General features: G+C 39.8%; 40 protein-coding genes, 4 tRNA genes and 1 pseudogene. All 45 read left to right on the top strand.

Features of this window, described 5'->3' with window-relative positions:
- Positions 1-159: pseudogene (gene tuf, locus Q0E20_RS07830) on the top strand (elongation factor Tu); the annotation flags it as partial.
- A 181-nt stretch (positions 160-340) separates the two neighbouring features.
- Complete coding sequence (gene rpsJ, locus Q0E20_RS07825) at positions 341-652, top strand: 30S ribosomal protein S10 (protein WP_004695100.1); 312 nt, start codon at positions 341-343, stop codon at positions 650-652.
- A 12-nt stretch (positions 653-664) separates the two neighbouring features.
- Positions 665-1,306, top strand: coding sequence for a 50S ribosomal protein L3 (gene rplC, locus Q0E20_RS07820; protein WP_059364064.1), 642 nt, complete (start codon positions 665-667; stop codon positions 1,304-1,306).
- 26 nt (positions 1,307-1,332) lie between these two features.
- Positions 1,333-1,956: a 50S ribosomal protein L4 gene (rplD, locus tag Q0E20_RS07815; protein WP_005377066.1), complete on the top strand. Its 624-nt coding sequence runs from the start codon at positions 1,333-1,335 to the stop codon at positions 1,954-1,956.
- The gene (rplW, locus tag Q0E20_RS07810; RefSeq protein WP_005376990.1) at positions 1,956-2,240 is read left to right on the top strand and encodes a 50S ribosomal protein L23; all 285 of its coding nucleotides are present in this window, start codon (positions 1,956-1,958) and stop codon (positions 2,238-2,240) included. The genes rplD and rplW overlap by 1 nt, the downstream gene beginning before the upstream one ends.
- Before the next feature lie 26 nt (positions 2,241-2,266).
- Positions 2,267-3,097 carry a 50S ribosomal protein L2 gene (gene rplB / locus Q0E20_RS07805; RefSeq protein WP_005377128.1) on the top strand — a complete coding sequence of 277 codons (831 nt, stop codon included), beginning with the start codon at positions 2,267-2,269 and terminating at the stop codon, positions 3,095-3,097.
- Positions 3,098-3,120: 23 nt separating this feature from the next.
- Positions 3,121-3,402, top strand: a complete 282-nt coding sequence (gene rpsS, locus Q0E20_RS07800; protein WP_005377144.1) for a 30S ribosomal protein S19 — start codon at positions 3,121-3,123, stop codon at positions 3,400-3,402.
- Positions 3,403-3,414: 12 nt separating this feature from the next.
- Positions 3,415-3,750, top strand: a complete 336-nt coding sequence (gene rplV / locus Q0E20_RS07795) for a 50S ribosomal protein L22 (protein ID WP_004695112.1) — start codon at positions 3,415-3,417, stop codon at positions 3,748-3,750.
- A gap of 16 nt (positions 3,751-3,766) precedes the next feature.
- A complete protein-coding gene (rpsC, locus tag Q0E20_RS07790) occupies positions 3,767-4,432 on the top strand; it encodes a 30S ribosomal protein S3 (RefSeq protein ID WP_295998626.1) in 666 nt (221 codons plus the stop codon).
- Positions 4,432-4,869: a 50S ribosomal protein L16 gene (gene rplP, locus Q0E20_RS07785; RefSeq protein ID WP_005377168.1), complete on the top strand. Its 438-nt coding sequence runs from the start codon at positions 4,432-4,434 to the stop codon at positions 4,867-4,869. The genes rpsC and rplP overlap by 1 nt, the downstream gene beginning before the upstream one ends.
- Complete coding sequence (gene rpmC, locus Q0E20_RS07780; protein WP_004695115.1) at positions 4,859-5,062, top strand: 50S ribosomal protein L29; 204 nt, start codon at positions 4,859-4,861, stop codon at positions 5,060-5,062. Before rplP ends, rpmC begins: the two co-directional genes overlap by 11 nt.
- 39 nt (positions 5,063-5,101) lie before the next feature.
- The gene (gene rpsQ / locus Q0E20_RS07775) at positions 5,102-5,362 is read left to right on the top strand and encodes a 30S ribosomal protein S17 (protein ID WP_105083565.1); all 261 of its coding nucleotides are present in this window, start codon (positions 5,102-5,104) and stop codon (positions 5,360-5,362) included.
- Positions 5,363-5,386: 24 nt separating this feature from the next.
- The gene (gene rplN / locus Q0E20_RS07770) at positions 5,387-5,755 is read left to right on the top strand and encodes a 50S ribosomal protein L14 (RefSeq protein ID WP_005376994.1); all 369 of its coding nucleotides are present in this window, start codon (positions 5,387-5,389) and stop codon (positions 5,753-5,755) included.
- Positions 5,756-5,773: 18 nt separating this feature from the next.
- Positions 5,774-6,094 carry a 50S ribosomal protein L24 gene (rplX, locus tag Q0E20_RS07765; protein ID WP_295998617.1) on the top strand — a complete coding sequence of 107 codons (321 nt, stop codon included), beginning with the start codon at positions 5,774-5,776 and terminating at the stop codon, positions 6,092-6,094.
- Positions 6,095-6,117: 23 nt separating this feature from the next.
- Positions 6,118-6,657, top strand: coding sequence for a 50S ribosomal protein L5 (rplE, locus tag Q0E20_RS07760; protein WP_005377127.1), 540 nt, complete (start codon positions 6,118-6,120; stop codon positions 6,655-6,657).
- 16 nt (positions 6,658-6,673) lie between these two features.
- The gene (gene rpsN, locus Q0E20_RS07755; RefSeq protein ID WP_005377140.1) at positions 6,674-6,943 is read left to right on the top strand and encodes a 30S ribosomal protein S14; all 270 of its coding nucleotides are present in this window, start codon (positions 6,674-6,676) and stop codon (positions 6,941-6,943) included.
- Positions 6,944-6,970: 27 nt separating this feature from the next.
- Positions 6,971-7,357 carry a 30S ribosomal protein S8 gene (rpsH, locus tag Q0E20_RS07750; RefSeq protein WP_004695128.1) on the top strand — a complete coding sequence of 129 codons (387 nt, stop codon included), beginning with the start codon at positions 6,971-6,973 and terminating at the stop codon, positions 7,355-7,357.
- A 24-nt stretch (positions 7,358-7,381) separates the two neighbouring features.
- Positions 7,382-7,927, top strand: a complete 546-nt coding sequence (gene rplF / locus Q0E20_RS07745) for a 50S ribosomal protein L6 (protein ID WP_005377036.1) — start codon at positions 7,382-7,384, stop codon at positions 7,925-7,927.
- Positions 7,928-7,962: 35 nt separating this feature from the next.
- Complete coding sequence (rplR, locus tag Q0E20_RS07740; protein ID WP_005377001.1) at positions 7,963-8,325, top strand: 50S ribosomal protein L18; 363 nt, start codon at positions 7,963-7,965, stop codon at positions 8,323-8,325.
- Positions 8,326-8,343: 18 nt separating this feature from the next.
- The gene (rpsE, locus tag Q0E20_RS07735) at positions 8,344-8,847 is read left to right on the top strand and encodes a 30S ribosomal protein S5 (RefSeq protein WP_105083564.1); all 504 of its coding nucleotides are present in this window, start codon (positions 8,344-8,346) and stop codon (positions 8,845-8,847) included.
- A gap of 14 nt (positions 8,848-8,861) precedes the next feature.
- Complete coding sequence (rpmD, locus tag Q0E20_RS07730) at positions 8,862-9,041, top strand: 50S ribosomal protein L30 (protein WP_005377126.1); 180 nt, start codon at positions 8,862-8,864, stop codon at positions 9,039-9,041.
- A gap of 22 nt (positions 9,042-9,063) precedes the next feature.
- On the top strand, positions 9,064-9,507 hold the full coding sequence (gene rplO / locus Q0E20_RS07725) for a 50S ribosomal protein L15 (RefSeq protein WP_005381674.1): 444 nt from the start codon (positions 9,064-9,066) through the stop codon (positions 9,505-9,507).
- Between the two features lies 1 nt (position 9,508).
- On the top strand, positions 9,509-10,771 hold the full coding sequence (gene secY, locus Q0E20_RS07720) for a preprotein translocase subunit SecY (protein ID WP_295260412.1): 1,263 nt from the start codon (positions 9,509-9,511) through the stop codon (positions 10,769-10,771).
- A 12-nt stretch (positions 10,772-10,783) separates the two neighbouring features.
- Positions 10,784-11,347, top strand: a complete 564-nt coding sequence (locus Q0E20_RS07715; RefSeq protein WP_004695145.1) for an adenylate kinase — start codon at positions 10,784-10,786, stop codon at positions 11,345-11,347.
- A 3-nt stretch (positions 11,348-11,350) separates the two neighbouring features.
- Positions 11,351-12,121, top strand: a complete 771-nt coding sequence (map, locus tag Q0E20_RS07710; protein WP_295998609.1) for a type I methionyl aminopeptidase — start codon at positions 11,351-11,353, stop codon at positions 12,119-12,121.
- Positions 12,122-12,144: 23 nt separating this feature from the next.
- A complete protein-coding gene (infA, locus tag Q0E20_RS07705; RefSeq protein ID WP_005377071.1) occupies positions 12,145-12,363 on the top strand; it encodes a translation initiation factor IF-1 in 219 nt (72 codons plus the stop codon).
- A 26-nt stretch (positions 12,364-12,389) separates the two neighbouring features.
- Positions 12,390-12,503 carry a 50S ribosomal protein L36 gene (gene rpmJ, locus Q0E20_RS07700; RefSeq protein WP_004695148.1) on the top strand — a complete coding sequence of 38 codons (114 nt, stop codon included), beginning with the start codon at positions 12,390-12,392 and terminating at the stop codon, positions 12,501-12,503.
- A gap of 23 nt (positions 12,504-12,526) precedes the next feature.
- Positions 12,527-12,895 carry a 30S ribosomal protein S13 gene (gene rpsM, locus Q0E20_RS07695; RefSeq protein WP_005377185.1) on the top strand — a complete coding sequence of 123 codons (369 nt, stop codon included), beginning with the start codon at positions 12,527-12,529 and terminating at the stop codon, positions 12,893-12,895.
- A 19-nt stretch (positions 12,896-12,914) separates the two neighbouring features.
- On the top strand, positions 12,915-13,304 hold the full coding sequence (gene rpsK / locus Q0E20_RS07690) for a 30S ribosomal protein S11 (protein WP_004695151.1): 390 nt from the start codon (positions 12,915-12,917) through the stop codon (positions 13,302-13,304).
- 73 nt (positions 13,305-13,377) lie between these two features.
- The gene (locus tag Q0E20_RS07685; protein ID WP_295260465.1) at positions 13,378-14,376 is read left to right on the top strand and encodes a DNA-directed RNA polymerase subunit alpha; all 999 of its coding nucleotides are present in this window, start codon (positions 13,378-13,380) and stop codon (positions 14,374-14,376) included.
- A 12-nt stretch (positions 14,377-14,388) separates the two neighbouring features.
- Complete coding sequence (gene rplQ, locus Q0E20_RS07680; RefSeq protein WP_005377090.1) at positions 14,389-14,724, top strand: 50S ribosomal protein L17; 336 nt, start codon at positions 14,389-14,391, stop codon at positions 14,722-14,724.
- 173 nt (positions 14,725-14,897) lie between these two features.
- Positions 14,898-15,761: an energy-coupling factor transporter ATPase gene (locus Q0E20_RS07675; protein ID WP_295998604.1), complete on the top strand. Its 864-nt coding sequence runs from the start codon at positions 14,898-14,900 to the stop codon at positions 15,759-15,761.
- Positions 15,761-16,621 carry an energy-coupling factor transporter ATPase gene (locus Q0E20_RS07670; RefSeq protein WP_295998600.1) on the top strand — a complete coding sequence of 287 codons (861 nt, stop codon included), beginning with the start codon at positions 15,761-15,763 and terminating at the stop codon, positions 16,619-16,621. The genes Q0E20_RS07675 and Q0E20_RS07670 overlap by 1 nt, the downstream gene beginning before the upstream one ends.
- Positions 16,611-17,411, top strand: a complete 801-nt coding sequence (locus tag Q0E20_RS07665) for an energy-coupling factor transporter transmembrane protein EcfT (RefSeq protein WP_295998596.1) — start codon at positions 16,611-16,613, stop codon at positions 17,409-17,411. Before Q0E20_RS07670 ends, Q0E20_RS07665 begins: the two co-directional genes overlap by 11 nt.
- Complete coding sequence (truA, locus tag Q0E20_RS07660) at positions 17,411-18,196, top strand: tRNA pseudouridine(38-40) synthase TruA (protein ID WP_295998595.1); 786 nt, start codon at positions 17,411-17,413, stop codon at positions 18,194-18,196. The genes Q0E20_RS07665 and truA overlap by 1 nt, the downstream gene beginning before the upstream one ends.
- A 140-nt stretch (positions 18,197-18,336) precedes the next feature.
- On the top strand, positions 18,337-20,088 hold the full coding sequence (locus tag Q0E20_RS07655) for a 2-oxoacid:acceptor oxidoreductase subunit alpha (protein WP_295998593.1): 1,752 nt from the start codon (positions 18,337-18,339) through the stop codon (positions 20,086-20,088).
- A 1-nt stretch (position 20,089) separates the two neighbouring features.
- A complete protein-coding gene (locus Q0E20_RS07650; protein WP_295998591.1) occupies positions 20,090-20,962 on the top strand; it encodes a 2-oxoacid:ferredoxin oxidoreductase subunit beta in 873 nt (290 codons plus the stop codon).
- A 144-nt stretch (positions 20,963-21,106) separates the two neighbouring features.
- The gene (locus Q0E20_RS07645; protein ID WP_295998589.1) at positions 21,107-22,453 is read left to right on the top strand and encodes an MATE family efflux transporter; all 1,347 of its coding nucleotides are present in this window, start codon (positions 21,107-21,109) and stop codon (positions 22,451-22,453) included.
- A gap of 61 nt (positions 22,454-22,514) precedes the next feature.
- Complete coding sequence (locus Q0E20_RS07640; protein WP_295998586.1) at positions 22,515-23,402, top strand: prephenate dehydrogenase/arogenate dehydrogenase family protein; 888 nt, start codon at positions 22,515-22,517, stop codon at positions 23,400-23,402.
- A gap of 10 nt (positions 23,403-23,412) precedes the next feature.
- The gene (locus Q0E20_RS07635) at positions 23,413-24,450 is read left to right on the top strand and encodes a nicotinate-nucleotide--dimethylbenzimidazole phosphoribosyltransferase (RefSeq protein WP_295998583.1); all 1,038 of its coding nucleotides are present in this window, start codon (positions 23,413-23,415) and stop codon (positions 24,448-24,450) included.
- Positions 24,447-25,550 carry a nicotinate-nucleotide--dimethylbenzimidazole phosphoribosyltransferase gene (locus Q0E20_RS07630; protein ID WP_295998581.1) on the top strand — a complete coding sequence of 368 codons (1,104 nt, stop codon included), beginning with the start codon at positions 24,447-24,449 and terminating at the stop codon, positions 25,548-25,550. The genes Q0E20_RS07635 and Q0E20_RS07630 overlap by 4 nt, the downstream gene beginning before the upstream one ends.
- 262 nt (positions 25,551-25,812) lie before the next feature.
- Positions 25,813-25,887: transfer RNA gene (locus Q0E20_RS07625), tRNA-Gly, on the top strand.
- A 5-nt stretch (positions 25,888-25,892) separates the two neighbouring features.
- Positions 25,893-25,968, top strand: a tRNA-Asn gene (locus Q0E20_RS07620).
- A gap of 5 nt (positions 25,969-25,973) precedes the next feature.
- Positions 25,974-26,049, top strand: a tRNA-Lys gene (locus Q0E20_RS07615).
- 5 nt (positions 26,050-26,054) lie between these two features.
- Positions 26,055-26,129: transfer RNA gene (locus Q0E20_RS07610), tRNA-Glu, on the top strand.

Below are 26,129 nucleotides of genomic sequence, written 5' to 3'. Positions count from 1 at the left end.
AACCTTCCTGAAGGTGTAGAAATGTGTATGCCTGGCGATAACGTAACAATGGAAATCGAATTGATTACTCCAATCGCTATCGAAGAAGGTCTTCGTTTCGCGATTCGCGAAGGTGGCCATACAGTAGGCGCTGGCGTTGTAACAGAAATCGAAGGTTAATCCAACCTTTATGCTCATCGTAGTGATGCGTTGGGCACAATACCCACGACATGTAGGAGCGGTATGTTCTACCGCTCTCGTGTTGTGTTTTCAAACTATGAAGTAGAAGGTTGCCTCTGCGGAGGAGAATTTCTATGGAGCAGTTCATTCAAGAAATGGACGACAGGAGGAATTATTAATAATGGCTAAACAGCAAAAAATCCGTATTCGCCTTAAGGCATACGACCACAAAGCTCTCGATCAAAGCGCTGCTAAGATCGTAGACACTGCAAAAAGAAATGGCGCTATGGTATCTGGTCCGATTCCATTGCCAACAGAAAAGAATATCTTCACAATTCTTCGTTCCGTACACGTTAACAAAGATTCTCGTGAACAATTCGAAATGCGTACACATAAACGCTTAATCGATATTCTTGAACCAAATTCGAAAACAGTAGATGCTATCACTCGTTTAGATTTACCAGCTGGTGTATCTATTGAAATAAAACTATAAGGAGGTGCGATAATGTCTAAAGCTATTTTGGGTAAAAAATTAGGAATGACACAAGTCTTCACAGCTGAAGGCCAATTAGTTCCTGTAACAGTAGTGGAAACTACCCCAAGCGTTGTAGTGCGCGTTAAGACTGTTGAAACAGACGGTTATGAAGCAGTACAAATTGGTTATGGTTCCATTAAAGAAAAACATTTAACAAAACCTGTAAAAGGTCAGTTCGACAAAGCTGGCGTAGCTCCAGTTAAATATCTTCGCGAAGTTCGCGTTGACAATGCAGCTGACTACACAGTAGGCCAAACTCTGGCAGCTGATATCTTCGCAGAAGGTGAATTGGTGGACGTAGTAGGTACAGGTAAAGGTAAGGGTTTTGCTGGCACAATTAAACGCCATAATTTCTCTCGTGGTCCTGAAACTCATGGCTCCAAATCTCACCGTGAACCTGGTTCCATCGGTCCTATGATCTCCGGTGGCGGCGGTAAGGTATACAAAGGTAAAAAACTCCCTGGACAAATGGGTGGTTACAGAGTTACCGTACAACGCTTATCCGTTGTGAAAGTTGATGCTGAACGTAACCTTTTATTGGTTAAAGGTGGTATCCCAGGCGCTAAAGGTAGCTTGGTTATGGTTCGCAACACGGTTAAACCTGTTAAATAATCATTTGTCGAAAGGAGGATTATGTAATGCCTACAGTAGCAACATATAATCAATCCGGCGTTAAAGTCGGTGAAATACAGTTAAACGATGCAGTATTCGGCGTTGAAGTAAACGAAGCCGTTATGCATCAAGCCGTAGTTCGTCAATTGTCTAACGAACGTCTCGGCACACATGCAACAAAAACTAGAGGTATGGTTCGTGGCGGTGGCCGCAAACCTTGGAAACAAAAAGGTACTGGTCGTGCGCGTTCCGGTTCTAGCCGTTCTCCAATCTGGATTGGTGGCGGTACTACATTTGGTCCACAACCTCGCAGCTATTACAAAGCTATGCCTCGTAAGGCTAGACGTTTGGCAGTTAAATCTGCTCTTAGCGATAAGGTAAATAATAGCGAATTATACGTTTTGGAAGAAATCACATTAGCAGCTCCTAAAACAAAAGAAGTATTGAATATTATCAATAGCTTCAATGTTGGCGATGCAAAAGTATTGTTCATCACTGAAGGTGATGTAAATGTTGAACGTTCCGCTCGCAATATCCAAGGTGTTAAAGCATTGGCTTGCGAAGGTATGAACATTTTCGATCTTCTTCATTACGATAAGCTCTTCATTACTAAAGGCGCTGTCGCAAAAATTGAGGAGGTACTTGGATAATGCAATTACATGATGTACTAATCCGTCCGGTTATTACCGAAAAATCCACAAAGCTTATGGAAGAAAACAAATACACGTTCCGCGTGCCTTTGACTGCAAATAAAGTGCAAATCCGTCAAGCTGTTGAAAAAATCTTCAATGTAAAAGTAGAAAAAGTAGCTACTATTCGCGTATTAGGCAAAACTAAACGCATGGGTCGTACACAAGGTAAACGTAGTGATTACAAAAAAGCTATCGTAACTTTAAAAGCTGGCGAATCCATTACATTATTTGAAGGTGTCTAAGAGTCTAGTTGTAAGGAGGCCCACTAATGGCAATTAAATCATTTAAACCGTACTCCGCTGGTCGCCGGTTTATGACAGTATCCGCCTTCGACGAAATCACAGCAAGCAAACCAGAAAAATCTTTGTTGGCTAAGATTTCCCAAAAAGGTGGTCGTAATAATACTGGTAAAATGACAGTTCGTCACCAAGGTGGCGGTCATAAACGTCAATACCGTATCATTGACTTCAAACGTACTAAAGATAATATCCCAGCTAAAGTAGCAACAATCGAGTATGATCCTAACCGTTCTTCTCGTATTGCTTTACTTAACTACGCTGATGGTGAAAAACGTTATATTTTAGCTCCTAACGGCTTAAAAGTTGGTGACGTTGTATTCTCCGGTCCTGAATCTGATATTAAACCTGGTAACTGCTTACCATTGGCTAATATCCCAGACGGTACTCAAATCCACAACATCGAATTAAAAATCGGTAAAGGCGGTCAAATCGTTCGTTCCGCTGGTACATCCGCTCAATTGATGGGTAAAGATAATGGCTATGCTATTCTTCGTTTACCATCTGGCGAAATGCGCCGCGTACGTCAAGAATGCCGTGCAACTGTTGGTGTTGTAGGCAACGCTGAACACAGCAACCTTGTAATTGGTAAAGCTGGTCGTCATCGTTGGATGGGCGTTCGTCCTGGTAACCGTGGTGTTGTAATGAACCCTTGTGACCATCCACATGGTGGTGGTGAAGGTAAATCTCCTGTTGGTCGTAAACATCCTGTTACACCTTGGGGCAAACCAGCACATGGTGTTAAAACTCGCGACAAGAAAAAAGCTTCTAACAGCTTGATCATTAAACGTCGTACAAAATAGGATAAAGGAAAGGAGATAAAATAGTGTCCAGATCTATTAAAAAAGGCCCTTTCGTAGCAGATCATTTGCTTAAGAAAGTTGATGCTTTAAACGAAACTAACGAAAAGAAAGTTGTAAAAACCTGGTCCCGTGCCTCTACTATTATCCCTAGTTTTGTAGGCCACACAATTGCTGTGCATGATGGTCGCAAACATGTACCTGTATTCATTACAGAAGATATGGTAGGTCATAAATTAGGTGAATTCGCTCCTACACGTACTTTCAAAGGTCACGGTAAGGACGAAAAATCTACAGGCAAAAAATAGGAGGAATAATTAATGGAAGCAAAAGCAATCGCTAGACATATCCGAATCGCGCCTCGTAAAATCCGTATCGTTGCTGATTTAGTGCGCGGTAAAAACATCGGCGAGGCATTTGCCATCTTGAAGTTCACTCCGAAAGTTGGCGCTGATGTAGTCGAAAAAGTTATGCGTTCCGCAATCGCAAATGCAGAACACAATTTTGATATGAATGTGGATAACTTGTATGTATCCGAGATCTTCGTTGATCAAGGTCCTACATTGAAACGTATTCATCCTCGTTCCCGTGGACAAGCTTTCAAAATTTTGAAACGCACTAGCCACGTAACAGTAGTAGTTAAAGAAAGAGCTTAAGAAGGAGGGAAACAGAGTGGGTCAAAAAGTTAATCCACACGGTTTGCGTGTCGGTATCGTAAAAGATTGGGACGCAAAGTGGTATGCAGAAAAAGATTTCGCTGCTAATCTTCATGAAGACGTTAAAATTCGTAACTTCTTGAAAGAAACCCTTTTCATTGCTGGTATTTCCCGCATTGAAATCGAGCGTACAAATAAACGTATTAAATTGACTATCCACACTGCAAAACCAGGTATGGTTATCGGTCGTGGTGGTGCTGGTATCGAAGATATCAAAAAAGCAATGACTCGTTTCACTGATAAACAAGTGGACGTTAACATCGCAGAAATTAAACAAGCAGACATGGATTCAATCTTGGTTGCTGAAAACATTGCTAGCCAATTGGAACGCCGTATTGGTTTCCGTCGTGCAATGAAACAAGCTGTTGGTCGTACAATGCGCTTAGGTGCAAAAGGTATCAAAATCATGGTAAGTGGTCGTCTTGGCGGCGCTGAAATCGCTCGTAGCGAATCTTACCGTGAAGGTTCTATTCCATTGCACACACTTCGTGCAAATATCGACTACGGTACTGCTGAAGCTCATACAACTTATGGTTGTATCGGCATTAAAGTATGGATTTACAAAGGTGAAGTTTTGCCAGAAGCAAAACAACCTGCTAAGAAGGAAGAAGGTGGCAAGTAATGCTTATTCCAAAGCGTGTAAAACATCGTAAGCAATTCCGCGGCCGTATGAAAGGTCGTGCTATGCGCGGTAATACAGTGTCTCATGGTGAGTTTGGCTTGGTAGCATGCGAACCATCTTGGATCACTAATCGTCAAATCGAAGCTGCTCGTATTGCTATGACTCGTTATATCAAACGTGGCGGTCAAGTATGGATTAAAATTTTCCCTGACAAACCAATCACAGCTAAACCAGCTGGTACTCGTATGGGTTCTGGTAAAGGTTCTCCTGAATACTGGGTAGCAGTAGTTAAACCAGGTCGTGTAATGTTTGAAATGGACGGTGTGCCAGAAGCTGTAGCTCGTGAAGCTATGCGTCTTGCAAGCCATAAACTTCCAATCAAATGCAAATTTGTTGTTAAGGGTAAAGAATTGGGTGGTGACGTAAATGAAGGTTAATGACATTCGCAATATGAGCGCTGCCGAAATGGAACAAAAAGTTTCCGGTCTTAAGGAAGAGTTATTTAACCTCCGTTTTCAGCTTGCAACAGGTCAATTAGAGAATCCTATGCGCATTCGTGAAGTTAAGAAGACAATCGCTCGTATTAAAACTGTACAACGTGAAGTTGAACTTAAATCTGAAAACGCATAATGACAGATTTGTTAAAGTTTGAAAAGGAGGCTTAAAATCGTGGCAGAAGAAAGAAACGTACGTAAAGTCCGCGTAGGTAAAGTTGTTAGCGACAAAATGGAAAAAACTGTTGTTGTTGCTGTAGAACGTAAAGTACCTCACGCATTATATAATAAGCCAATGGTTAGCAATAAACGCTTCAAAGCTCATGATGAAAATAATGAGTGCCGTATTGGCGATACAGTTAAAATTGTAGAAACTCGTCCACTTTCTAAAGATAAATGTTGGAGAGTTGTTGAAATTCTTGAAAGACAAAAATAAGAGTGATGTAAGGAGGAATAGACGATGATCCAGCAACAAACAATTTTGAATGTTGCCGACAACACTGGTGCAAAACGTATTATGTGCATCCAAGTCATGGGCGGTTCTTATCGCAAATTCGGCAATATCGGTGACGTAATCGTTGCTTCTGTAAAAGATGCATCACCCGGTGGCGTTGTCAAGAAAGGCGACGTAGTCAAAGCTGTTATTGTTCGTTCTAAAAAAGGTATCCGCCGTCAAGACGGTTCCTATATCCGTTTTGATGAAAACGCAGCAGTAGTTATTAAAGAAGATAAAACCCCTCGTGGTACTCGTATCTTCGGACCTGTAGCTAGAGAACTTCGTGAAAAAGACTTCATGAAAATCGTTTCCTTAGCTCCAGAAGTATTATAAGAAGGAGGAACGCAGCATATGGCTAAATTACAAATCAAAAAAGGCGATACAGTTGTTGTTATCTCCGGTAAAGATAAAGGTAAGCAAGGTACAGTAATTGCTACTGAACCTAAAAAAGAACGCGTATTTGTTAAAGGCGTAAACACTGTAAAACGTCACACAAAACCTTCTCAAGCTAACCCACAAGGTGGCATTGTTACTAAAGAAGCTGGCATCCATGTTTCTAACGTAATGATCGTTGACCCAGAAACTAAAACAGCTACTCGTATCAAAAAAGTTGAAGGTAAAGACGGTAAATTCGTTCGTGCAACTGTTAAATCCGGTACAGTACTTAAATAATCAGGAAAGGAGGAGCTACATAAATGTCTCGTTTATTTGAACAATACAACTCTGAAATCAAAAAGAGTATGCAAGAAAAATTCCAATACGGCAACGTAATGGAAATTCCTAAATTGGAAAAAATCGTTATCAACATCGGCGTTGGCGATGCTGTAGGCAATGCAAAAGCTTTAGAAGCTGCAGTGAATGACTTAACAATTATTGCTGGTCAAAAACCTGTAATTACAAAAGCTAAAAAATCTATTGCGAACTTTAAAGTTCGTGAAGGCATGGCGTTGGGTACAAAAGTTACTCTTCGTGGCGAACGCATGTATGAATTCCTTGATAAATTGATCAATGCGGCATTACCTCGTGTACGTGACTTCCGCGGTATCAGCGCTACTGCATTTGATGGCCGTGGTAACTACGCTTTGGGTCTTAAAGAACAGCTCATCTTCCCTGAAATCGAATATGATCAGGTAGAACGCGTTACTGGTATGGATATTATCGTAGTAACAAGTGCTAAAACAGATGAAGAAGCTCGTGAATTGTTGACTCAATTCGGTATGCCTTTTGAAAAATAATAGGAGGAACATATAGATGGCTAAAAAATCTATGATTGAACGCGAAAAGAAACGCGCTAAAATCGTTGAAAAATATGCAGCTAAACGTGCGGCGCTTAAAGCAGCAGGTGATTATGAAGGCTTGTCCAAATTACCAGCTAATGCATCCCCAACACGTTTGCACAATCGTTGCAACTTAACTGGTCGTCCTCACGGCTATATGCGTAAATTCGGTATCAGCCGTATTGCGTTCCGTGAATTGGCGTACAAAGGACAAATTCCTGGTGTTAAAAAAGCCAGCTGGTAATATTAGACGAGAGGAGGTTTTTAGATTATGGTAATGACCGATCCTATCGCGGATATGCTTACGCGCATCCGTAATGCAAATGCTGCACTTCACGAAACGGTAAACATTCCTGCATCTAGAATGAAAGCAGCAGTTCTTGACATCCTTTTACAAGAAGGTTTTGTAAAGAACGTTGAAAAAGAAGAAAACACTTTAAAAGTAACTTTGAAATATGGTTCCAATAACGAAAAAGTTATTACAGGAATTAAACGTATTTCCAAACCTGGTTTACGTGTTTACGCGAAAAAGGAAGAACTTCCTCGTGTACTTGGTGGTTTGGGTATCGCAGTTATTTCTACATCCAAAGGCGTTATGAGCGACAAACAAGCTCGTAAAGAAGGTCTTGGTGGCGAAGTAATCGCATACGTTTGGTAATAGTAGCAATAGGAGGTAGAAATAATGTCACGTATCGGTAGAATGCCTATCGAGATTCCTGCAGGCGTTACTGTTACATATGATAACCATCATATGAACGTAAAAGGTCCTAAAGGTGAATTATCTCGCGATTTGCATCCAGATATGATCATCACTGTAGAAGGTAACACAATCACAGTAGCTCGTCCTTCCGAAGATAAAGCTCATCGTGCCCTTCACGGTTTGACTCGCGCTCTTGTTGCTAATATGGTAACAGGCGTAGCAGAAGGATTTACAAAAACTCTTGAAATCAACGGTGTTGGTTACAGAGCGGCTAAACAAGGCAATAAATTGGCTCTTACACTTGGCTTCTCTCATCCAGTAGAGATGGAAGCTCCAGCTGGTATTACAATTGAAGTTCCAGCTCCTAACAAAATTGTTGTGTCTGGTGCAGACAAAGAAGTTGTAGGCGCGGTAGCAGCTGATATCCGTAAATGGAGAAAACCTGAACCTTATAAAGGTAAAGGTATCCGCTATGAAGGCGAAGTTGTTCGTCGTAAAGCTGGTAAAGCTGGTGCAAAAGGTAAATAGTAATATCATCTATATGAATGAAAGGAGTGAATATCTTGCCTCGTAAATCTAGTAGAAACATCGCTCGAGCAAAACGTCATCTTCGTATTCGCCGTCATATTTCTGGTACGGCAACTTGCCCACGTTTGAACGTATATCGCAGCTTGAGCAACATTTACGCTCAAGTTATCGATGACGTAGCAGGTACTACATTAGTAGCTGCTAGCTCTTTAGATAAAGATTTAAATTTATCCTATGGTGGTAACATTGCTGCTGCTAAAGCTGTTGGTGAAGCAGTTGCTAAGAAAGCTATCGCTAAAGGTATTGACACTGTAGTGTTTGACCGTGGTGGTTATATTTATCATGGTCGCGTAGCAGCACTTGCAGAAGGTGCTCGTGAAGCAGGCTTAAAATTCTAAGAAGGAGGAACTATAGACATGGCGAGAATTGACTACACCAGTCTTGATCTTAAAGAAAGAGTAGTATTCATCAACCGCGTAGCCAAAGTAGTTAAAGGCGGTCGTCGTTTTTCCTTCAGCGCTCTTGTAGTTGTTGGTGATGGCAACGGTTATGTAGGCGTTGGCTTAGGTAAAGCTGCGGAAGTACCTGAAGCTATCCGCAAAGGTATCGATGATGCTAAGAAAAATATCGTAAATGTAGCAATTAAAAATGGTACAATCCCTCACACTGTAACAGGTGTATTCGGCGCAGGCCGTGTATTCTTGAAACCAGCTGCTGAAGGTACTGGCGTTATTGCTGGTGGTCCTGTTCGTGCCGTATTGGAATTAGTTGGTGTTCGTAACATCTTGACTAAATCTTTGGGCTCTTCTAACCCTAACAATATGGTTCGTGCTACTATTGAAGGTTTGAAAGATTTGAAACGTGCTAGCGAAGTTGCTGAACTTCGTGGTAAATCCGTTGAAGAAATCTATAACGCGTAATAAGGAGACAAGAAATGGCACAAGTTAAAGTAACATTAACAAGAAGCTTAATCGGTCGTCCTGAAGATCAACGCGCGACAGTTAAAGCTTTGGGCTTGAAAAAAACTAATTCTCAAGTCGTAAAAGAAGTAACACCACAAATTCAAGGTATGCTTCACAAAGTTAGACATTTAGTAAAAGTTGAAGAAGTTTAATACTGATAAGGAGGTGCACTGAATGAAACTTCATGAATTACAACCAGCTGCTGGTTCCAAAAAAACTCGTACTCGTGTAGGCCGTGGTTTAGGTTCTGGCTTGGGTAAAACATCTGGTCGTGGTCAAAAAGGTCAAAACTCCCGTTCTGGCGGTGGCGTTCGTTCCGGTTTTGAAGGCGGCCAAATGCCTCTTTATCGTCGTTTACCAAAACGTGGTTTCAACAACGTTTTTGCTAAACAATATGCTGAAGTTAACGTAGAACAATTGAACCGTTTTGAAGACGGTGCAACAGTTGATCCAGTAGCTCTTATTGAAGCTGGTATTTTGAAAAATGTACGTGATGGCATTCGCATCTTAGGTAATGGTTCTTTGGAAACTAAAAACCTAACTGTAATTGCTAACGGCTTCACTAAATCTGCTGAAGAAAAAATCACAGCAGCAGGCGGAAAAGTAGAGGTGATCTAGTTTGCTAGATAGCCTCTCGAACATCTTTAAGATTACTGAGTTGCGTAATAAGATTGTGTACACATTGATGATGTTTGCCGTGTTTAGAGCCGGCATTCACATCCCTGTACCTGGTGTTGATGCATCTGTTATTGAATCTTTATTTACATCCGGTAATTTATTCGGTCTATTAGACTTGTTTGCTGGTGGTGCGCTAAGTAAGTTCTCTATCTTTGCAATGAGTATTACACCTTACATTAATGCTTCCATCATCATGCAACTACTTCAAGCTGTAGTTCCACAGTTTGAAGCGTGGAGTAAAGATGGTGAAGAGGGCCGTAAAAAAATTGCGAAGGTAACTCGTTATGGTACGGTTGTTTTAGGTTTTATACAAGCCTTTGGCATGGCGTTTGCACTACGTGCAAATTCCGCTCTCGTAAATAATGATATCCTTAGTGTATTTGTTGTAGCTATTATCCTAACAGCAGGCACATGCTTATTGATGTGGATTGGCGAACAAATCACAGCATATGGCATTGGTAATGGTATTTCTTTGATTATCTTTGCTGGTATCGTAGCTAGATTACCAGATGGTCTTCAAACTATTTACCAATATATACAAACTGGAACGATTAATATGTTCCAAGCATTTTTATTTGCTGTAATTGCTATTGCAATGATTGCTGTTGTAGTAGCTGTTACGCAAGGCCAACGTCGTATTCCGATTCAATATGCTAAACGCGTAGTTGGTCGTAAAATGTACGGTGGTCACTCTACATTCTTGCCATTGAAAGTCAATCAGGCAGGTGTAATTCCAATTATCTTTGCGTCATCTGTGTTGATGTTTCCCGTAACAATTGCACAATTTATTGAAAATGATTTTGTTCATAAAATGGCAGATTTATTTACTTGGGGAACGCCGTTACAAACGGCATTGTATGCAATATTGATTTTTATCTTTACGTACTTCTATACTGCAATCTCTATCAACATTACAGATATGGCAGATAATATGAAAAAATACGGTGGTTTTATCCCAGGTATTCGTGCGGGTAAACCTACTGCTGATTATGTGGATAACGTGATGACCAAGATTACATTGGCTGGTGCTGTATTCTTAGCTATCGTCGCTATCATACCGAATTTTCTCGGTACGATTACAGGCGTGCAAGGCGTATACTTTGGTGGTACAGCTCTCTTGATCGTTGTAGGTGTAGCACTTGATACAATGCAACAAATTGAGTCACTTATGGTAACACGCCACTATAAGGGCTTTGTAAAATAGGAGGGAAACAGAATGTATATTTTATTAATGGGACCTCCTGGTGCTGGTAAAGGCACACAGGCAGCTCGACTTATTGAAAAATACGGTATTCCCCAAATTTCAACAGGTGATATGTTCCGCGCTGCGATTAAGAACGAAACACCTCTTGGAGTTGAGGCTAAGAAATATATCGATGCTGGTCAATTGGTACCAGATAGTGTAACTGTTGGTATCGTACGTGATCGCTTGGTTAAAGATGACTGCAAATCTGGATTTATTCTTGATGGATTTCCAAGAACTACAGCGCAAGCTGTGTCCTTGGATGCAATCCTTAAAGAATTAGGAATTTCTTTGGACGCTGTGCTTAACTTAAATGTTCCTTCTGAAGAACTTGTTAAACGTATTAGCGAACGAGCAGTTCTTGAAAATCGTGCTGATGATAACCCTGAAACAGTACAGAAACGTCTAGCTGTGTACGAAGAATCTACTAAACCATTAATTGATTACTATCGTAATAGCGGTTTATATCAAGAAATTAATGGTTTACAAGATGTAGACGCAGTATTTGCTGACATCATTAAGGCGTTGGAGAAATAATCTATGATTATTTTAAAATCTGCCCATGAAATTGAATGTATCCGCAAGGCAAGCAAGCTTACAGCAGACACGTTGTCCTTGTTAGTAGAAAAGGCTAAACCTGGCATCACGACGCTTGAGTTAGATACAATTGCCGAAGAATATATTCGCAGCCACGGTGGTATACCAAGTTGTAAAGGGTACTATGGGTTCCCTGCTACAATCTGTGCTTCTATCAATGAAGAAGTTGTTCATGGTATTCCGAGTGCCAAGCGTAAGCTTAAAAATGGTGATGTTCTCAGTATTGACCTTGTGTCATCTGTGGATGGTTATCATGGTGATTCGGCTGTGACAATTCCAATTGGTCATGTCAAACCAGATGTGATGAAATTGTTAAAAGTAACAGAAGAAAGTCTGTTCAAGGGAATCGAACAAGTGAAAGTTGGCAATCATATTGGTGCCATCGGTCACGCTGTTCAAACGTATTGTGAGAAACATGGTTACGGTGTCGTTCGCGACTTCGTTGGTCATGGTTTAGGCCGCGAAATGCATGAAGATCCACAAATTCCAAATTATGGTGATCCGGACCATGGTCCAGTGATGAAACCAGGTATGGTATTGTGTATTGAGCCAATGATTACATTAGGTTCTTATAAAGTTCGTGTGTTGGGTGATGACTGGACGGCAGTTACCATTGATGGTAAACCAGCTGCTCATTTCGAACATACAGTGGTTGTTACAGAAAACGGCCCTGAAATATTAACCATGCGTGATGAACCGCGGTTAATTAAATAAAACAGGTAACCGGAGGAAAAAATATGTCAAAAGAAGACGTTATTGAGGTGGAAGGTACGGTAGTAGAAGCATTACCTAATGCTATGTTCCAAGTTGAATTGGAAAATGGTCATGTGGTATTAGCTCACGTGTCAGGTAAAATGCGTATGAATTTTATCCGTATTCTTCCTGGTGATAAAGTTACTATGGAACTGACACCATATGACTTAAATCGTGGTCGCATCACCTATCGCTTTAAATAAGCATAGGATCCACAAAGGAGGTACTAATGAAGGTTCAACCATCAGTTAAAAAGATATGCGAAAAATGTAAAATCATTAAACGTAAAGGCCGCGTAATGGTTATTTGCGAAAATCCAAAACATAAACAAAAACAAGGATAATCTGATAGGAGGTGGAGATTTAAATGGCACGTATCGCCGGTGTAGATTTACCTCGTGATAAACGAGTGGAAATTGGTTTAACTTATATTTATGGTATTGGTCCTACTTTAGCAGACGAAATTCTTGCTAAAACTGGTATTAATCCTGACACACGTGTTCGCGATCTTTCTGAAGATGAAGTAGCGAAAATTCGTGAAGTGTTAGATGCTGATTATAAAGTAGAAGGTGACCTTCGTCGTGAAGAAGCACTTAACATTAAACGCTTGATTGAAATCAACTCCTATCGAGGCAAACGTCATCGTATGGGTTTACCACTTCGTGGTCAACGTACTAAAACGAATGCACGTACTCGCAAAGGTCCTAGAAAAGCAATTGCTGGTAAAAAGAAATAAGATAAAGGAGGGATAAAGCGTGGCTAAAAAAGTTGTTAGAACTAAAAGAAAAGAAAAGAAACATATTGAATCCGGTGCGGCTCATATTCGTTCTACATTCAATAACACTATCGTAACTTTGACAGATACAAACGGCAATGCATTGTCTTGGGCTTCCGCTGGTGGCTTGGGCTTCCGTGGTTCCCGTAAATCCACTCCATTTGCTGCTCAAATGGCTGCTGAACAAGCTGCTAAAGCTGCAATGGAACATGGTCTTCGCACTGTTGAAGTATTTGTAAAAGGTCCTGGATCCGGCCGTGAAGCTGCAATCCGTGCTTTACAAGCTGCAGGTCTTGAAGTTACTTCCATTAAAGACGTAACTCCAATTCCTCACAATGGTTGTCGCCCTCCAAAACGCCGTCGTGTATAATATATAGACGGCCGTTTTGACGGCCGTGCTATAATTAAACTAAGAACGTGTGTTATATAGGAGGATGTTCCTGATGAGCGAAGAAAAGAAACTTAAAATCGAGAAAGTGGACATTGCTGAAGGCGGTCGTTATGGTAAATTTGTATGTGAACCATTAGATCGTGGCTATGGTATCACTCTCGGTAATAGCTTGCGCAGAATTTTGCTTTCATCCTTGGATGGGGCAGCTATCACCTCTATCAAAATTGATGGGGTTCTTCATGAATTCTCTACTATTCCTGGCATCCGTGAAGATGTAACAGATATTATCCTTAACTTAAAGCAATTGTGCATCAAACTTGAAGAAGATGCAGAATGGCCATTGGAAGTTCACTTTGACTTTCAAAAGGATGGTATGTTGACAGCTGCTGATTTAGCTGAGCAACTTCCACCAGAAGTAGAAGTATTGAATCCTGAACTTGTGATTGCGACAATGGATGAAACAGCTCATTTAGTAATGGACGTAGTAATCGAACGTGGTAAAGGATATGTTCCTTCCACTAAGAATAAAAAGGATTCAGATGTTATCGGTTGCATTCCAATCGATTCCATCTTCTCCCCAATTCTTCGTGCTAAATACGAAGTGAGTGATGTTCGCGTAGGTAATGAAATGGACTTCGACAAACTTACATTAGAAGTTTGGACTGATGGTTCCATTACCGCTGCTGATGCAGTGGCAAAATCTGCTGCCATTATGATTGGTTATTTAGGGAACTTCACTAAATTAGCACACTCTACAAGTGTTGTTGAATTAGACGATCAAAATCTTGAAGGTGATGTAGTTGATCCTACTCCTCAAGATGTTCAAGAAGATGATGGCCCAGCTAAGATTTCCATTGATGAATTGGAACTCTCTGTTCGTGCTTATAATTGCTTGAAACGTGCTGGTATCAACACAATTGCAGATTTGCTAGACAAAACCATTGATGACTTAGGAAAAGTTCGCAACTTAGGTAAAAAATCTATTGATGAAATTGCTGAAAAACTTAGCAATCATCCAGGTGGATTTAATCTTAAGCAAAAAGGCGAATAAGGAGGAAGACGAATGTACAGAAAATTAGGCCGCGATAGCTCCGCTCGTAAAGCGTTGTTCCGTAGCATGTTAACATCTTTCTTCCAATATGAGCGTATCGAAACTACTGAAGCTAAAGCGAAAGAACTTCGCTCTTTAGCAGATCAAATGGTAACTTTGGCTAAACGTGGTGATCTTCATGCACGTCGCCAAGTTCTTGCATACCTCATGGATGAAAGCGTAGTAAAAAAATTGTTTGATACAATTGCTCCAAAATATGCTGACCGTCAAGGTGGTTACACTCGTGTAATCAAAACTGGTCTTCGCAAAGGTGACGCTGCACCTTGCGCTATTATTGAGTTAGTTTAATCAAACTTATACGGTGTTGTAACTTCGGTTATAGCACCGTTTTTTTATTGTCAATTTTATGGTACAATCGATTTATGTAAATATCGTTATATAGTAGCAGTTATCGTAGTAGTGAAAGTATAATTGTCAACTTTTACAAAGGCGAAATTGACTAGAAAGATACGAGGCCATTTATGAAATCAAACGAAACTATGATAGAGGTAAACCATTTAAGTCATATATATATTGATGAGAATGGTAATGACGTACGTGCTTTAGATGATGTTAATCTTAGTATACATCGAGGTGAATTTGTAGCCATTATTGGTACTAATGGTAGCGGTAAAAGTACATTAGCTAAGCATTTTAATGTTTTATTACAACCTACAGAAGGGCATATTACTGTGTGTGGTTTTGACACATTAGATAATGAACATATTTGGAATATACGTCAACATGTAGGAATGGTATTTCAAAACCCGGATAATCAAATTGTAGCAGCTGTTGTAGAAGAAGACGTAGCTTTTGGACCAGAAAACTTAGGAGTACCTAGTATTGAGATTCGTAAGCGTGTGTATGAAGCTTTAGCGTCAGTAAATATGACTGAATATGCTGAACATGGGCCACATTTATTATCGGGTGGTCAAAAGCAGCGTATAGCCATTGCTGGTGTATTGGCTATGAAGCCAGAATGTATTGTTTTAGATGAACCTACTGCTATGTTAGATCCTAAAGGACGATTAGAAGTTCTTAAAACGATTCATAAATTAAATAAAGAAGAGGGCATTACGATTGTATTAATCACTCACTTTATGGAAGAAGCCGTTACAGCGGATCGTGTTATAGTTATGAAGAATGGTGTTAAACTTCAGGAAGGAACTCCGCGTGAAATATTTACTCAAGTAGATACGCTAAAGGCATTAGGGCTTGATGTACCTGTTGCTGCTGAAGTTGCATCAAAATTAGTTCAGAAAGGTGTTGATATTTCAAAAGATATCATTACTAATGATGAGCTTGGTGACGCATTAACTACGTATTATGTAAAGGAGGCGCACTAATGTCTATTATATTAGATAATATTACGTACACCTATGGCGCAGGTACTCCTTTTGAAAAAACAGCATTGAAAGATATTTCTGTAACCATTGAAAATGGTGAGTTTCTTGGTATTATTGGACATACTGGGTCGGGGAAATCTACGTTTGTACAACATCTTAACGGTTTATTGCATCCTACAACGGGGAAAGTGATTGTTAATGGTGTCGATGTGAGTGAAAAAACAGATGAGGCCAAACAAATGCGCCATAAAGTGGGAATGGTATTTCAATACCCAGAACATCAACTGTTTGAAGAAACGATTGCTGAAGATATTGCATTTGGCCCTAAAAACTTAGGCCTTGATGAAAAAGAGGTAGATCGTCGCGTCCGTGAATCCATGGCTTTTGTAGGATTAGATTATGATACGTATGCTGAACGTTCTCCATTTCACCTATCAGGAGGACAAATGCGTCGAGTGGCCATAGCGGGTGTAGTGGCAATGGAACCTGATTTTTTAGTCCTTGATGAGCCATCGGCAGGTCTTGACCCTTTTGGCAGAGAAGAAATATTTGAAGAAATTATTAAATTACATAAGGAGAAAGAGGTAACCGTCATTTTGGTATCTCATAATATGGAAGATATTTCACGCATGGCCAATCGCTTAATTGTATTAGATAAGGGTCAGATTGTACTGGATGGTAAACCGTTAGATATCTTTAATCATCATCGTGATATATTACAACAAGTTGGTGTTGATGTACCTCCTGTATCTGTATTGATAGAATCATTACGTAATCGAGGCCTTGATGTTTCAAATGAAGTATTAACTGTAGATGATGCTGTACAAGCTATCTTAGAAGGAGGTCAACATGTTAAATAATATTACGATTGGCCAATTCTTTCCCGGTAATTCTTTGTTACATCGTATGGATCCTAGAGCAAAAATTATTGGTACTACTATATTTGTAGTTGCTATATTTTTAGCGAATACACCTTTGGCATACGGCATTGTAGCTGCATTTACAATTGGTGCAATGGTATTGTCTCGTTTGCCATTGCATCTTATGTGGAATGCTATAAAACCACTATGGATTATTATTGTCTTTACTATGGGGGTTCATATTTTTACAACTCCAGGTAATAGTATAATTTCCTATGGAATTATTAATATCACGGATAATGGTATTGCTATGGGGTTACAAATGGCGGCACGGTTAGTATTTTTAATTTTATTTTCTTCATTGCTGACCTATACGACATCACCAATACGCCTTACAGATGGCATTGAGCATTTGTTAAATCCTTTTCGTCATATTGGCGTACCCGCTCATGAACTTGCTATGATGATGACCATTGCATTGCGGTTTATTCCTACTTTATTAGATGAAACGGATCGTATTATGAAAGCCCAATCGGCTCGCGGTGCAGACTTTGTAACTGGCTCAATAATTCAACGTGCTAAAAATATGGTACCGCTTCTCGTTCCACTGTTTATTAGTGCGTTCCGTCGTGCAGATGAACTGGCTGTTGCTATGGAGGCTCGTTGCTATCGTGGTGGTGTTAACCGTACTCGTATGAAAGAACTTAGTATTACCTGGGTTGATTATGTAGGTGTAGGTGCAGTGCTCATTGTAACGGCTGTTCTATTAATCCTATGGTGGTTAGGATAATGCGGAATATACGATTAATCGTAGCTTATGATGGTACTGATTTAGCCGGTTATCAGAAACAGTCTGCTGATAAGGGAATTACAGTACAAGGGGCTTTGGAAAAGGCATTATCTATTATATGTGCAGAATCTATTCAAATTTATGGTGCATCTCGTACTGATGCGGGTGTACATGCTCGATTTCAAGTGTGTGCTTTCCAAACATCTGGATCGATACCCGTGGAGAATATTCCTAGGGCGACGATTGCTCATTTACCAAAAGATATTGTTGTAACAGAAGCAATTGAGATTCCTTTAGATTGGAAACCGCGTAATCATATTTTTGGAAAGGAATATATCTACTCTATTTATAATCGAGAAATTGCTGATCCTATAGGACAACGTTATTATTGGCATATAAAAAAAATGTTAAACGTTGAAGCTATGCGACAAGGCGGTAAGGCATTAGAAGGGACACATGATTTTTCTACATTAAAAGGCGCTAATACAACACCTGTAGATCCTGTAAAAACTATTTATGCTATTGGTATTGTAGAACAAAAAGGTCGGATTGATATTTCTGTTGTGGGTGATGGATTTTTATATCATATGGTTCGGAATATAGCTGGTTTATTAGTGGACATTGGGCTAGGCCGAAAATCAGTATCTCAAATCCCTGAATTATTAGCGGCAAAGGACCGTAAGCGAATTGGAAAAACCGCACCGGCACAAGGTCTCGTATTAGAGGAGATTTTTTTTACTAAGTCTAGGCTTAATGCAGTAATACAACGTATTAAAGAAGAATAAATATGAAATGTTAGATTGTAAAAGGTCTATCATACATGTTACAATTGCTCTATGAGACAGGTTTATTACTTAGCTGTAATTATATACATAGGGTAGACTCTTGTCAGCATTATAATTGTATCCTAAGGAGGGTGAATCTCTTGCAAAAACGTAAAGATTTTATCTGGAAAATGGGTGGCCAACAAGGTGAAGGTATCGAGAGCTGTGGCGAAATCATGGCTACAATCCTTGCAAAAGAAGGATATTCTTTGTACAGTCAACGTTTGTTTGCGTCCCGTATTAAAGGTGGTCATACGACCTTCGCATTACGCGTTGCATTAGAACAAGTGATGTCTATTGGTGAAGGCGTGGATTTCTTGCTTTCACTTGATCAAGAAACTGTTGATATGCATGGTGGAGAAGTGCGTGATGGTGGCTATATTATCTGTGATAGCAAGGTAAAACCAGATTTTTCAAAATTTGAAGGCTCAAAAGTTAACTGCTTATCCTTGCCAATCTCTGAAACGGCAATGAAACAAGGTTCCTTATTGATGCGTAATATTGTAGCACTTGGTATGTCCGTAGCACTTCTTGGTTTTGATACTAAGATGTTTAAAGATGCAATCGCGGCAAAATTTGCGAAAAAATCTCAAGAAATCGTAGATAAGAACTTGGCCGCTTTTGATGATGGCTATAGCCTTGTAATGGAAAAATTAGGTGATGTAGAAATTGATACATTACCAGCACCTGGTAAGAAGGATCAAATGTTCTTATTGGGTAATGAAGCATGTGCTCTTGGCGCTATTGCAGCAGGTTCCCGTTTCATGGCATCCTATCCTATTACTCCAGCATCTGAAGTAATGGAATACATGATTAAAAACATGGATAAATTAGGTGCTACTATCGTTCAAACAGAAGATGAAATCGCGGCTTGTATGACTGCTATGGGCGGTGTATATGCAGGGGTTCGTGGCTTCACATGTACTTCTGGTCCTGGTCTATCCTTGATGGCAGAATCCTTATCTATGGCATCCATGGCAGAACTTCCTATGGTTGTTATCGATGTACAACGTTCCGGCCCATCCACAGGTATGGCTACAAAGATAGAACAATCCGATATTGATGCGGCTTGCTATAACGCACATGGCGATTACTCTGGTATCGTAATTTCTCCAACATCCATTGAAGAATGTTTCTACGAAATTCAAAAAGCTTTTAACTTGGCAGAAATGTATCAATGCCCTGTTATCTTTATGCCAGATTTACAACAAGGCTTGAATAAACAATCTGTTCCTACATTTGATTTGAACCGTGTACCTATTAATCGCGGTAAAATGATGAAAGAAGCTGACCTTCCTGAGTTAGAACAACCTAAATATTTCAAACGCTTTGAATTAACAGAAGATGGTATTTCTCCACGCACAATTCCAGGTATGAAAAATGGTTTATTCCTTTCTACAGGTCTTGAACATAATGAAGAAGGTAAACCAGCAGAAGCGCCTACAATGCATGTAGCGCAAACTGATAAACGTTTCCGTAAATTGGAAACTGTAGCTGATAACTATGAACCATTCTTGAACAATGCAAAATACGATGAAGCTGATGTGCTCGTTGTAGGTATGGCTTCTAGCCGTGGTGCTATTGAAGAAGCAGTAGCTGAATTCGATCAAGAAGGGGTTAAAGTTAATCATTTACAACTTCGTTTGATTAAACCGTTCCCTGCAAAACAATTACAACCTTTCATGGATGCAGCTAAGAAAGTTGTGATTGTAGAACATAATGCGACAGGTCAATTGACTAACCTATTCAAAATCAACATGCATAAGAAATCTAAAATTTCTAGCTGCTTGAAATATGATGGTAATCCATTCACAAAATCGTATGTGAAAAATGCAATTAAGGAGGTCCTATAATATGACAACAGCTAAAGATTACAGAAATGATATTCGCCCTAACTGGTGCCCTGGTTGTGGTCATTATGGGGTGCAAGCAGCAATTACTGATGCAGTAGTGGCAAAAAATATTCCACCTGAAAAATTGGCAGTTATCTCTGGTATCGGCTGCTCTAGCCGTATCGGTGGTTACTTCTACGCATATGGCGCACATACTACTCATGGTCGTGCACTTCCTTATGCTCAAGGCGTTAAACTTGCAAATCAAGATTTAGAAGTTATTGCATGCTCTGGTGATGGTGATGCATTCGCTATCGGTATGGGGCATACTATCCATGCTTTCAAGCGTAATGTTAATATGACATATATTGTTATGGATAACCATGTTTACGGTTTGACTAAAGGTCAAGCATCCCCTCGTTCCGATATCGGCTTTGTTACAAAAACAACACCTCGTGGGGCATTTGAAACGCCATTGTCCGTGTGTGAAACTGCTATTGCAGCAGGGGCTACATTCGTAGCTCAAAGCTATATGATTAACCGCACAGAACTTGTTGATTTGATTCAACAAGCTATAGACCATGAAGGGTTCTCTTTCATTAACGTATTTAGCCCATGTGTTACATACAATAAACATAATAGCTATGATTGGTTCAAAGAACATTTGACTAGCTTACCAGAAGGCTATGATCCTACAGATCGTGCAACAGCACTTAAAACATTAGGTGAAACACAAGGGTTGGTTACAGGTCTTATCTACCAAGATACAACTAAGCCATCTTTTGAAAAAGCTATGGCCTCTGTTAATGGTGGTGTACATCCACGTCCATTGACGGAAGATGTTGTTAAACCTGATCAAGCATTATTTGATAGTCTTTGCAATCAATTTAAATAATATTGGTAAGGTATAGTAGATACTTACTATATCTTACTTATCAGAAACGTGTCACCTAATGGTGACACGTTTTATTTTTGTCCCATGTGGTTGTAGAAAGTGTTATAATAATGTCATTGTATGGTATTTTTCGTAGAGGTATTTATGAAAGCATACGAAAAGGGCATTAGTTTATCCATTTGGACACTGAGTTGGCCTATATTTATCGAAGTATTCCTGCAATTGCTCGTTGGCAATATTGATCAGCTCATGATGAGCCACTACTCGCCACAGGCGGTAGCAGCAGTAGCTAATGCAAATCAAATTTTAAATATTTTTATCATGCTCATTGTTGTTATGAGTACTGCCACGACGATTTTGATTGCCCAATATTTGGGTGCTCGAAATCAGTCGAAGTTGTCAGAGGTTTGTACAGTTAGTTTAGTGCTAAACTTTGTATTCTCCTCGGTAGCAGCAGTGTTTTTTATCACTTGTCATGAATGGATTTTTACATGGCTTGGTATACCACCGGAAACGATGGGGGATACATCGCTATATACGACCATTGTAGCGGCAGGATTACCAATACAGGCTATGTACTATGCATTGGTTGCCGTATTTAGAGGCCATTCACTGACACGGATCACCATGTATGTGGCACTCGTTATGAATATTATCCATGTAGGAACAAACTATATCCTGATTTTCGGTCATGGGCCTATACCGAGTCTTGGTGTACTAGGTGTATCTATTTCTACATGGCTTTCGAAGGTCATTGGACTTCTTATTATCGTATACCTGTTCAAGAAACTATTACAATTGAAGGTTAGCACAGTTTATTTAAGACCGTTTCCTTGGCAGACTGTTAAGTCTTTATTACATATTAGCGTGCCATCTGGTGGTGAGACCTTGAGTTATCAATTATCACAAACAACGATAATGAAGATGGTTAATATTTTGGGTCTAGCTGTTATTAATACAAAGGTCTATGTATATGTTATTGCTATGCTATGCTATGTGTATACCATAGCACTAGCTAATGCGTCCCAAGTCATTGTAGGTTTTCTTATGGGGGCTAAGCGACAAAATGAAGTTACTAATCGTGTATGGAAGTCTATGAGTTTAGCCATTGTTATTAGCGTTGGGCTTGCTACATTTTTCTATATGACTAGTGATACGATTTTATCTGTATTTACTACAGATTCTGAGATTTTATCATTAGCACATGATGTACTCTTAGTTGAAATTTTTCTTGAGTTGGGGCGTGCCGTTAATATAGTTATGGTAGGATGTTTGCAAGCTGCAGGTGATATTCGTACACCTACGCTTGTAGGTGTTTTGGGGATGTGGCTATGTGCTGTACCATTATCGTATCTATTTGGTATTTACTGGGACTGGGGCCTTGTTGGTATATGGATTGCCATGGCTCTTGATGAGATTTTACGAGGTTTATTGTTTATTTATCGTTGGCAGAGTGGAAAATGGAAAGAAAAACGCCTCGTTGAGGTGTAATGGTATAGTTGTTTTGCGTTTATATATTGGAGATATATAGTACATATGAAAGTAGGTTTATATGAGTAGAACCGTAGGTATTATTGGTCTAGGTTTGCTGGGTGGATCTTTAGCTAAGGCTTTAAAAGCGTATACAGATTATGATGTGGTAGGATATGCACGTCGACAAGAGGTATGTGACGCAGCATTACAAGATGGTGTTATATCTCAAGCTTGGACCGAAGTAGAACCTTTAATTGAGAACTCTGATATTGTTGTATTTTCATTACCTCCTGATACTAATGCACGACTCTTTACTGAAATGGCACATCTTTTTAGACCAGGTCAAGTTGTAACTGATGTATCTAGTGCAAAGGATAATTTTGTACGTGCTGTTTATGAATCAATTCCGAAGGGGACTATTTTTGTATCTGTTCATCCTATGGCAGGATCTGAAAAGGGAGGATATGAAGTATCTCATAAAAATCTTTTTAAAGGTATGGGGTGGATTGTGTTAGAGGATAAAGCATCCGATGTATACTGTGAAGAGGTAGCCCAAGAACTAGCGGATATGGGACGTGCTGTTGGTTCACGTATTGAATTTGTTGATGTATATGCTCATGATGCGTATTTGGCTATGGTAAGTCATATGCCACATCTACTAGCGGCGATTTTGACACAGGTTTCCGGAGGGGATGAACTAGGGGAACTGCGTATGAAACTATCTGCCGGTGGATTTCGTGATTGTACACGTGTAGCTGGTGGATTACCATCTATGTGGCGGGAAATTATTTATGGTAATCGTCATAATGTGCTGGCGGGCCTTGAACTGATAGAAGATGAAATTCATCGAGTTAAGGATATACTTTCACAAGAAGATGAAGGAAAAGGATTAGAAACATATTTAAATAAAAGTAGAGATATTCGTAATAAACTACCCTATTTAACGGGGCAAATTAAGAATAATTAGGAGTGATTTTATGAGTTTATTAAAAGAAACTTGCGATGCGATTCATGCGCGCAGTACCGGTATTGAACAACATATAATCAAGAATTGGAATGATGCATCTGATGCTAAGCAATATGGGCGTCTCGTGAATATGGTATCTCAATATGGAGCTGCTACGAATCAAAAACAATTAACGATTCCTAAACCATGTATGATTATTTCTTCTGCTGATCATGGCGTAGCTGATATGGGGGTTAGTGCGTACCCAAAGGAAACTACGATTGGTATGACTCAAAATTATCTGATCCCGAAGGGCGCTGGAGCAAACTCCTTGGCGAATTACTGTGGCGCACAAATGGAAGTTATTGATATGGGCGTTGATGCTGATATGAGTTGGGTTCCAGGCCTTAGAAGTCATAAGCTGGGGATGGGAACAAAAAATTTCTTAGAAGAACCTGCTATGACACGTGAACAGGCCATTGAGGGTATTGAAACAGGAATTCGTCTTGTAAAAGAGAAAATAGATGAAGGGTTTAATGTGTTTCTTGTTGGTGAGATGGGAATTTCTAATACTACCGCAAGTGCACTTATGACTGCTAAGTTTGCAGGCCTTACGGCAGAAGAAGCTACAGGGCGAGGTACCAATATTTCCGATGAGCGGCTTAAATTAAAGCAACGTATTGTGCATGATGTATTAGAAAAATATAAATATATACCAAAAGATGATGCTATTGGTATTTTAGCTGCCGTAGGTGGCTTTGAATTTACTTGTATTGTTGGGGTTATTTTAGGTGCAGCAGCTAATCACGGCCTCGTTATTATCGATGGATTTAATACATCTGCATGTGCATTAGTGGCGAAAACATTAGTCCCTCATGCGATGGATTATGTGATGGCATCTCATTTATCTGCTGAAAAGGCCGCCAAATCTTCATTAGAGAATTTAGGCCTTGAAGCTTATGTAGATTTAGGATTATGCTTGGGTGAGGCGTCTGGCGGATCAATCCAAATGGGCATGCTTGATCTTGCCGTTCATATGTATATGGCTATAACAGGAGGTAAGGCATGAGAACATTTGATATTCAACCATTAGATGCTAAAGCTATGGAAACCTGTCGGTATCGTATTGATAATTTAACAAAACCGATTTATAGTCTTGCTATGCTCGAAACAATAGCAGAACGATTTGCAGGTGTATTAGCCAATCCACAACCAAATCATTTGAAGTATGGGGTTCTCATTGTAGCTACCGATCATCTTGTAGATGGACCTCAAAATAGTGAACATGGTCATAATAGTCTAAATGCAATAAAACGATTTAATGAGGGTATGAGTGCTACGCAAGGGGCCGCATTTAAATTAAAAGCCCCGGTATATGTGGTTAATGTTGGATTGGAACAGGATACGAATCATTTAGTAAACGTTGATTCCCGTGTTATCCGTAAGGGGTCTCATTTCTTTGGCATAGAAGCATCTATTAGTGATGATGAATTGGAACAAGCGCTTGCCATGGGTTTTGGTTATGCAGATAAATTACATGAAACGGGTCTACAAGTGGTGGCGTTAGGTAATATAGGTGAACGTACGTTCCTTGATGCCTTGGTTACAACCGCAACTATAACTGGTGCCTCATATGAGTCTCTATTGGCAGAGTCTGAGTCTGGGCCTACTATTGAACAACGAGCTGCTCATATACATTCTTTCGTAGACCCTTATAATATTGCTGTTGCTGATTGGTCTTTACTTGGTGAGAGCGAACGACGTGATGCGGTATTGCATTTACTTCATGTTGCAGGTGGACTAGATATTGCTTTCTTAACAGGCTTTATTCTAGGTGTAGCTAGTCATCGTATGGCTGTAGTGTTTGATAACACTTTAACTGGTGCTGCTGTACTAGCAGCCGTAACAATGGAACCTTTGGTGAAAGACTATGTATTTTCATCGGCTGTTTATGATGATCCAATTCATAAGGAACAATGTCGTTTCTTAGGTGTAAAACCACCATTACATTATCATTTAGATATTGCTGAAGGATTAGGCTCTACAATGGGATTATCTATCATTGATGCATCTATGCATATGCTAAATGATATGAAAACATTTGTTGAAGCAGAAGTGAAAGCTGCTGAAGATGGTGCTGGTAAGGGTAGACAAGAAGATATTAAATAGATAATGATAGAGAGGACTTAGTATGATATATGTTTTGTTTACTTAATTATTAGTGAATGATATATATATATATGAAAGTCCTCTTTTATATATTTAGTAGAAATCATATAGGTTGCTATTGTATTATTTTATAGGAAATTCATTGAAAAACCATTGACACTATATGTGTAAATTGATATTATTATAAGGCAGTCAGAACTGGTCTAGTTTAGTTCTTGACTAACAGAAGATAATTATGATATAGTAATTATCGGTTCTGTATGCGGGAATAGCTCAGCGGTAGAGCACCGCCTTGCCAAGGCGGGGGTCGCGAGTTCGAATCTCGTTTCCCGCTCCAAATATTCCTCGATAGCTCAGTTGGTAGAGCAATCGGCTGTTAACCGATCGGTCGTAGGTTCGAGTCCTACTCGGGGAGCCATTTATGACTCACTAGCTCAGTTGGCAGAGCACCTGACTTTTAATCAGGGTGTCCCGCGTTCGAGTCGCGGGTGAGTCACCAACTTTGGCCCGTTGGTCAAGCGGTTAAGACACCGCCCTTTCACGGCGGTATCCCGGGTTCGATTCCCGGACGGGTCACCA

Origin of the sequence: uncultured Veillonella sp., from assembly GCF_934230905.1 — a bacterium.
Classification (GTDB): domain Bacteria; phylum Bacillota; class Negativicutes; order Veillonellales; family Veillonellaceae; genus Veillonella.
Note: the sequence above shows the minus strand (reverse complement) of the source record. Positions and strands in the feature narration are given on the sequence as shown.

What these genes read in the sequence shown, in the direction of transcription:
- rpsJ (WP_004695100.1), top strand. Translation starts at nt 341, where the DNA reads ATGGCTAAACAGCAAAAAATCCGTATTCGCCTTAAGGCATACGACCAC.
- rplC (WP_059364064.1), top strand. Translation starts at nt 665, where the DNA reads ATGTCTAAAGCTATTTTGGGTAAAAAATTAGGAATGACACAAGTCTTC.
- rplD (WP_005377066.1), top strand. Translation starts at nt 1,333, where the DNA reads ATGCCTACAGTAGCAACATATAATCAATCCGGCGTTAAAGTCGGTGAA.
- rplW (WP_005376990.1), top strand. Translation starts at nt 1,956, where the DNA reads ATGCAATTACATGATGTACTAATCCGTCCGGTTATTACCGAAAAATCC.
- rplB (WP_005377128.1), top strand. Translation starts at nt 2,267, where the DNA reads ATGGCAATTAAATCATTTAAACCGTACTCCGCTGGTCGCCGGTTTATG.
- rplV (WP_004695112.1), top strand. Translation starts at nt 3,415, where the DNA reads ATGGAAGCAAAAGCAATCGCTAGACATATCCGAATCGCGCCTCGTAAA.
- rplP (WP_005377168.1), top strand. Translation starts at nt 4,432, where the DNA reads ATGCTTATTCCAAAGCGTGTAAAACATCGTAAGCAATTCCGCGGCCGT.
- rpmC (WP_004695115.1), top strand. Translation starts at nt 4,859, where the DNA reads ATGAAGGTTAATGACATTCGCAATATGAGCGCTGCCGAAATGGAACAA.
- rplN (WP_005376994.1), top strand. Translation starts at nt 5,387, where the DNA reads ATGATCCAGCAACAAACAATTTTGAATGTTGCCGACAACACTGGTGCA.
- rplX (WP_295998617.1), top strand. Translation starts at nt 5,774, where the DNA reads ATGGCTAAATTACAAATCAAAAAAGGCGATACAGTTGTTGTTATCTCC.
- rplE (WP_005377127.1), top strand. Translation starts at nt 6,118, where the DNA reads ATGTCTCGTTTATTTGAACAATACAACTCTGAAATCAAAAAGAGTATG.
- rpsN (WP_005377140.1), top strand. Translation starts at nt 6,674, where the DNA reads ATGGCTAAAAAATCTATGATTGAACGCGAAAAGAAACGCGCTAAAATC.
- rpsH (WP_004695128.1), top strand. Translation starts at nt 6,971, where the DNA reads ATGGTAATGACCGATCCTATCGCGGATATGCTTACGCGCATCCGTAAT.
- rplF (WP_005377036.1), top strand. Translation starts at nt 7,382, where the DNA reads ATGTCACGTATCGGTAGAATGCCTATCGAGATTCCTGCAGGCGTTACT.
- rpsE (WP_105083564.1), top strand. Translation starts at nt 8,344, where the DNA reads ATGGCGAGAATTGACTACACCAGTCTTGATCTTAAAGAAAGAGTAGTA.
- rpmD (WP_005377126.1), top strand. Translation starts at nt 8,862, where the DNA reads ATGGCACAAGTTAAAGTAACATTAACAAGAAGCTTAATCGGTCGTCCT.
- rplO (WP_005381674.1), top strand. Translation starts at nt 9,064, where the DNA reads ATGAAACTTCATGAATTACAACCAGCTGCTGGTTCCAAAAAAACTCGT.
- Q0E20_RS07715 (WP_004695145.1), top strand. Translation starts at nt 10,784, where the DNA reads ATGTATATTTTATTAATGGGACCTCCTGGTGCTGGTAAAGGCACACAG.
- map (WP_295998609.1), top strand. Translation starts at nt 11,351, where the DNA reads ATGATTATTTTAAAATCTGCCCATGAAATTGAATGTATCCGCAAGGCA.
- infA (WP_005377071.1), top strand. Translation starts at nt 12,145, where the DNA reads ATGTCAAAAGAAGACGTTATTGAGGTGGAAGGTACGGTAGTAGAAGCA.
- rpmJ (WP_004695148.1), top strand. Translation starts at nt 12,390, where the DNA reads ATGAAGGTTCAACCATCAGTTAAAAAGATATGCGAAAAATGTAAAATC.
- rpsM (WP_005377185.1), top strand. Translation starts at nt 12,527, where the DNA reads ATGGCACGTATCGCCGGTGTAGATTTACCTCGTGATAAACGAGTGGAA.
- Q0E20_RS07685 (WP_295260465.1), top strand. Translation starts at nt 13,378, where the DNA reads ATGAGCGAAGAAAAGAAACTTAAAATCGAGAAAGTGGACATTGCTGAA.
- rplQ (WP_005377090.1), top strand. Translation starts at nt 14,389, where the DNA reads ATGTACAGAAAATTAGGCCGCGATAGCTCCGCTCGTAAAGCGTTGTTC.
- Q0E20_RS07675 (WP_295998604.1), top strand. Translation starts at nt 14,898, where the DNA reads ATGAAATCAAACGAAACTATGATAGAGGTAAACCATTTAAGTCATATA.
- Q0E20_RS07670 (WP_295998600.1), top strand. Translation starts at nt 15,761, where the DNA reads ATGTCTATTATATTAGATAATATTACGTACACCTATGGCGCAGGTACT.
- Q0E20_RS07665 (WP_295998596.1), top strand. Translation starts at nt 16,611, where the DNA reads ATGTTAAATAATATTACGATTGGCCAATTCTTTCCCGGTAATTCTTTG.
- truA (WP_295998595.1), top strand. Translation starts at nt 17,411, where the DNA reads ATGCGGAATATACGATTAATCGTAGCTTATGATGGTACTGATTTAGCC.
- Q0E20_RS07650 (WP_295998591.1), top strand. Translation starts at nt 20,090, where the DNA reads ATGACAACAGCTAAAGATTACAGAAATGATATTCGCCCTAACTGGTGC.
- Q0E20_RS07645 (WP_295998589.1), top strand. Translation starts at nt 21,107, where the DNA reads ATGAAAGCATACGAAAAGGGCATTAGTTTATCCATTTGGACACTGAGT.
- Q0E20_RS07640 (WP_295998586.1), top strand. Translation starts at nt 22,515, where the DNA reads ATGAGTAGAACCGTAGGTATTATTGGTCTAGGTTTGCTGGGTGGATCT.
- Q0E20_RS07635 (WP_295998583.1), top strand. Translation starts at nt 23,413, where the DNA reads ATGAGTTTATTAAAAGAAACTTGCGATGCGATTCATGCGCGCAGTACC.
- Q0E20_RS07630 (WP_295998581.1), top strand. Translation starts at nt 24,447, where the DNA reads ATGAGAACATTTGATATTCAACCATTAGATGCTAAAGCTATGGAAACC.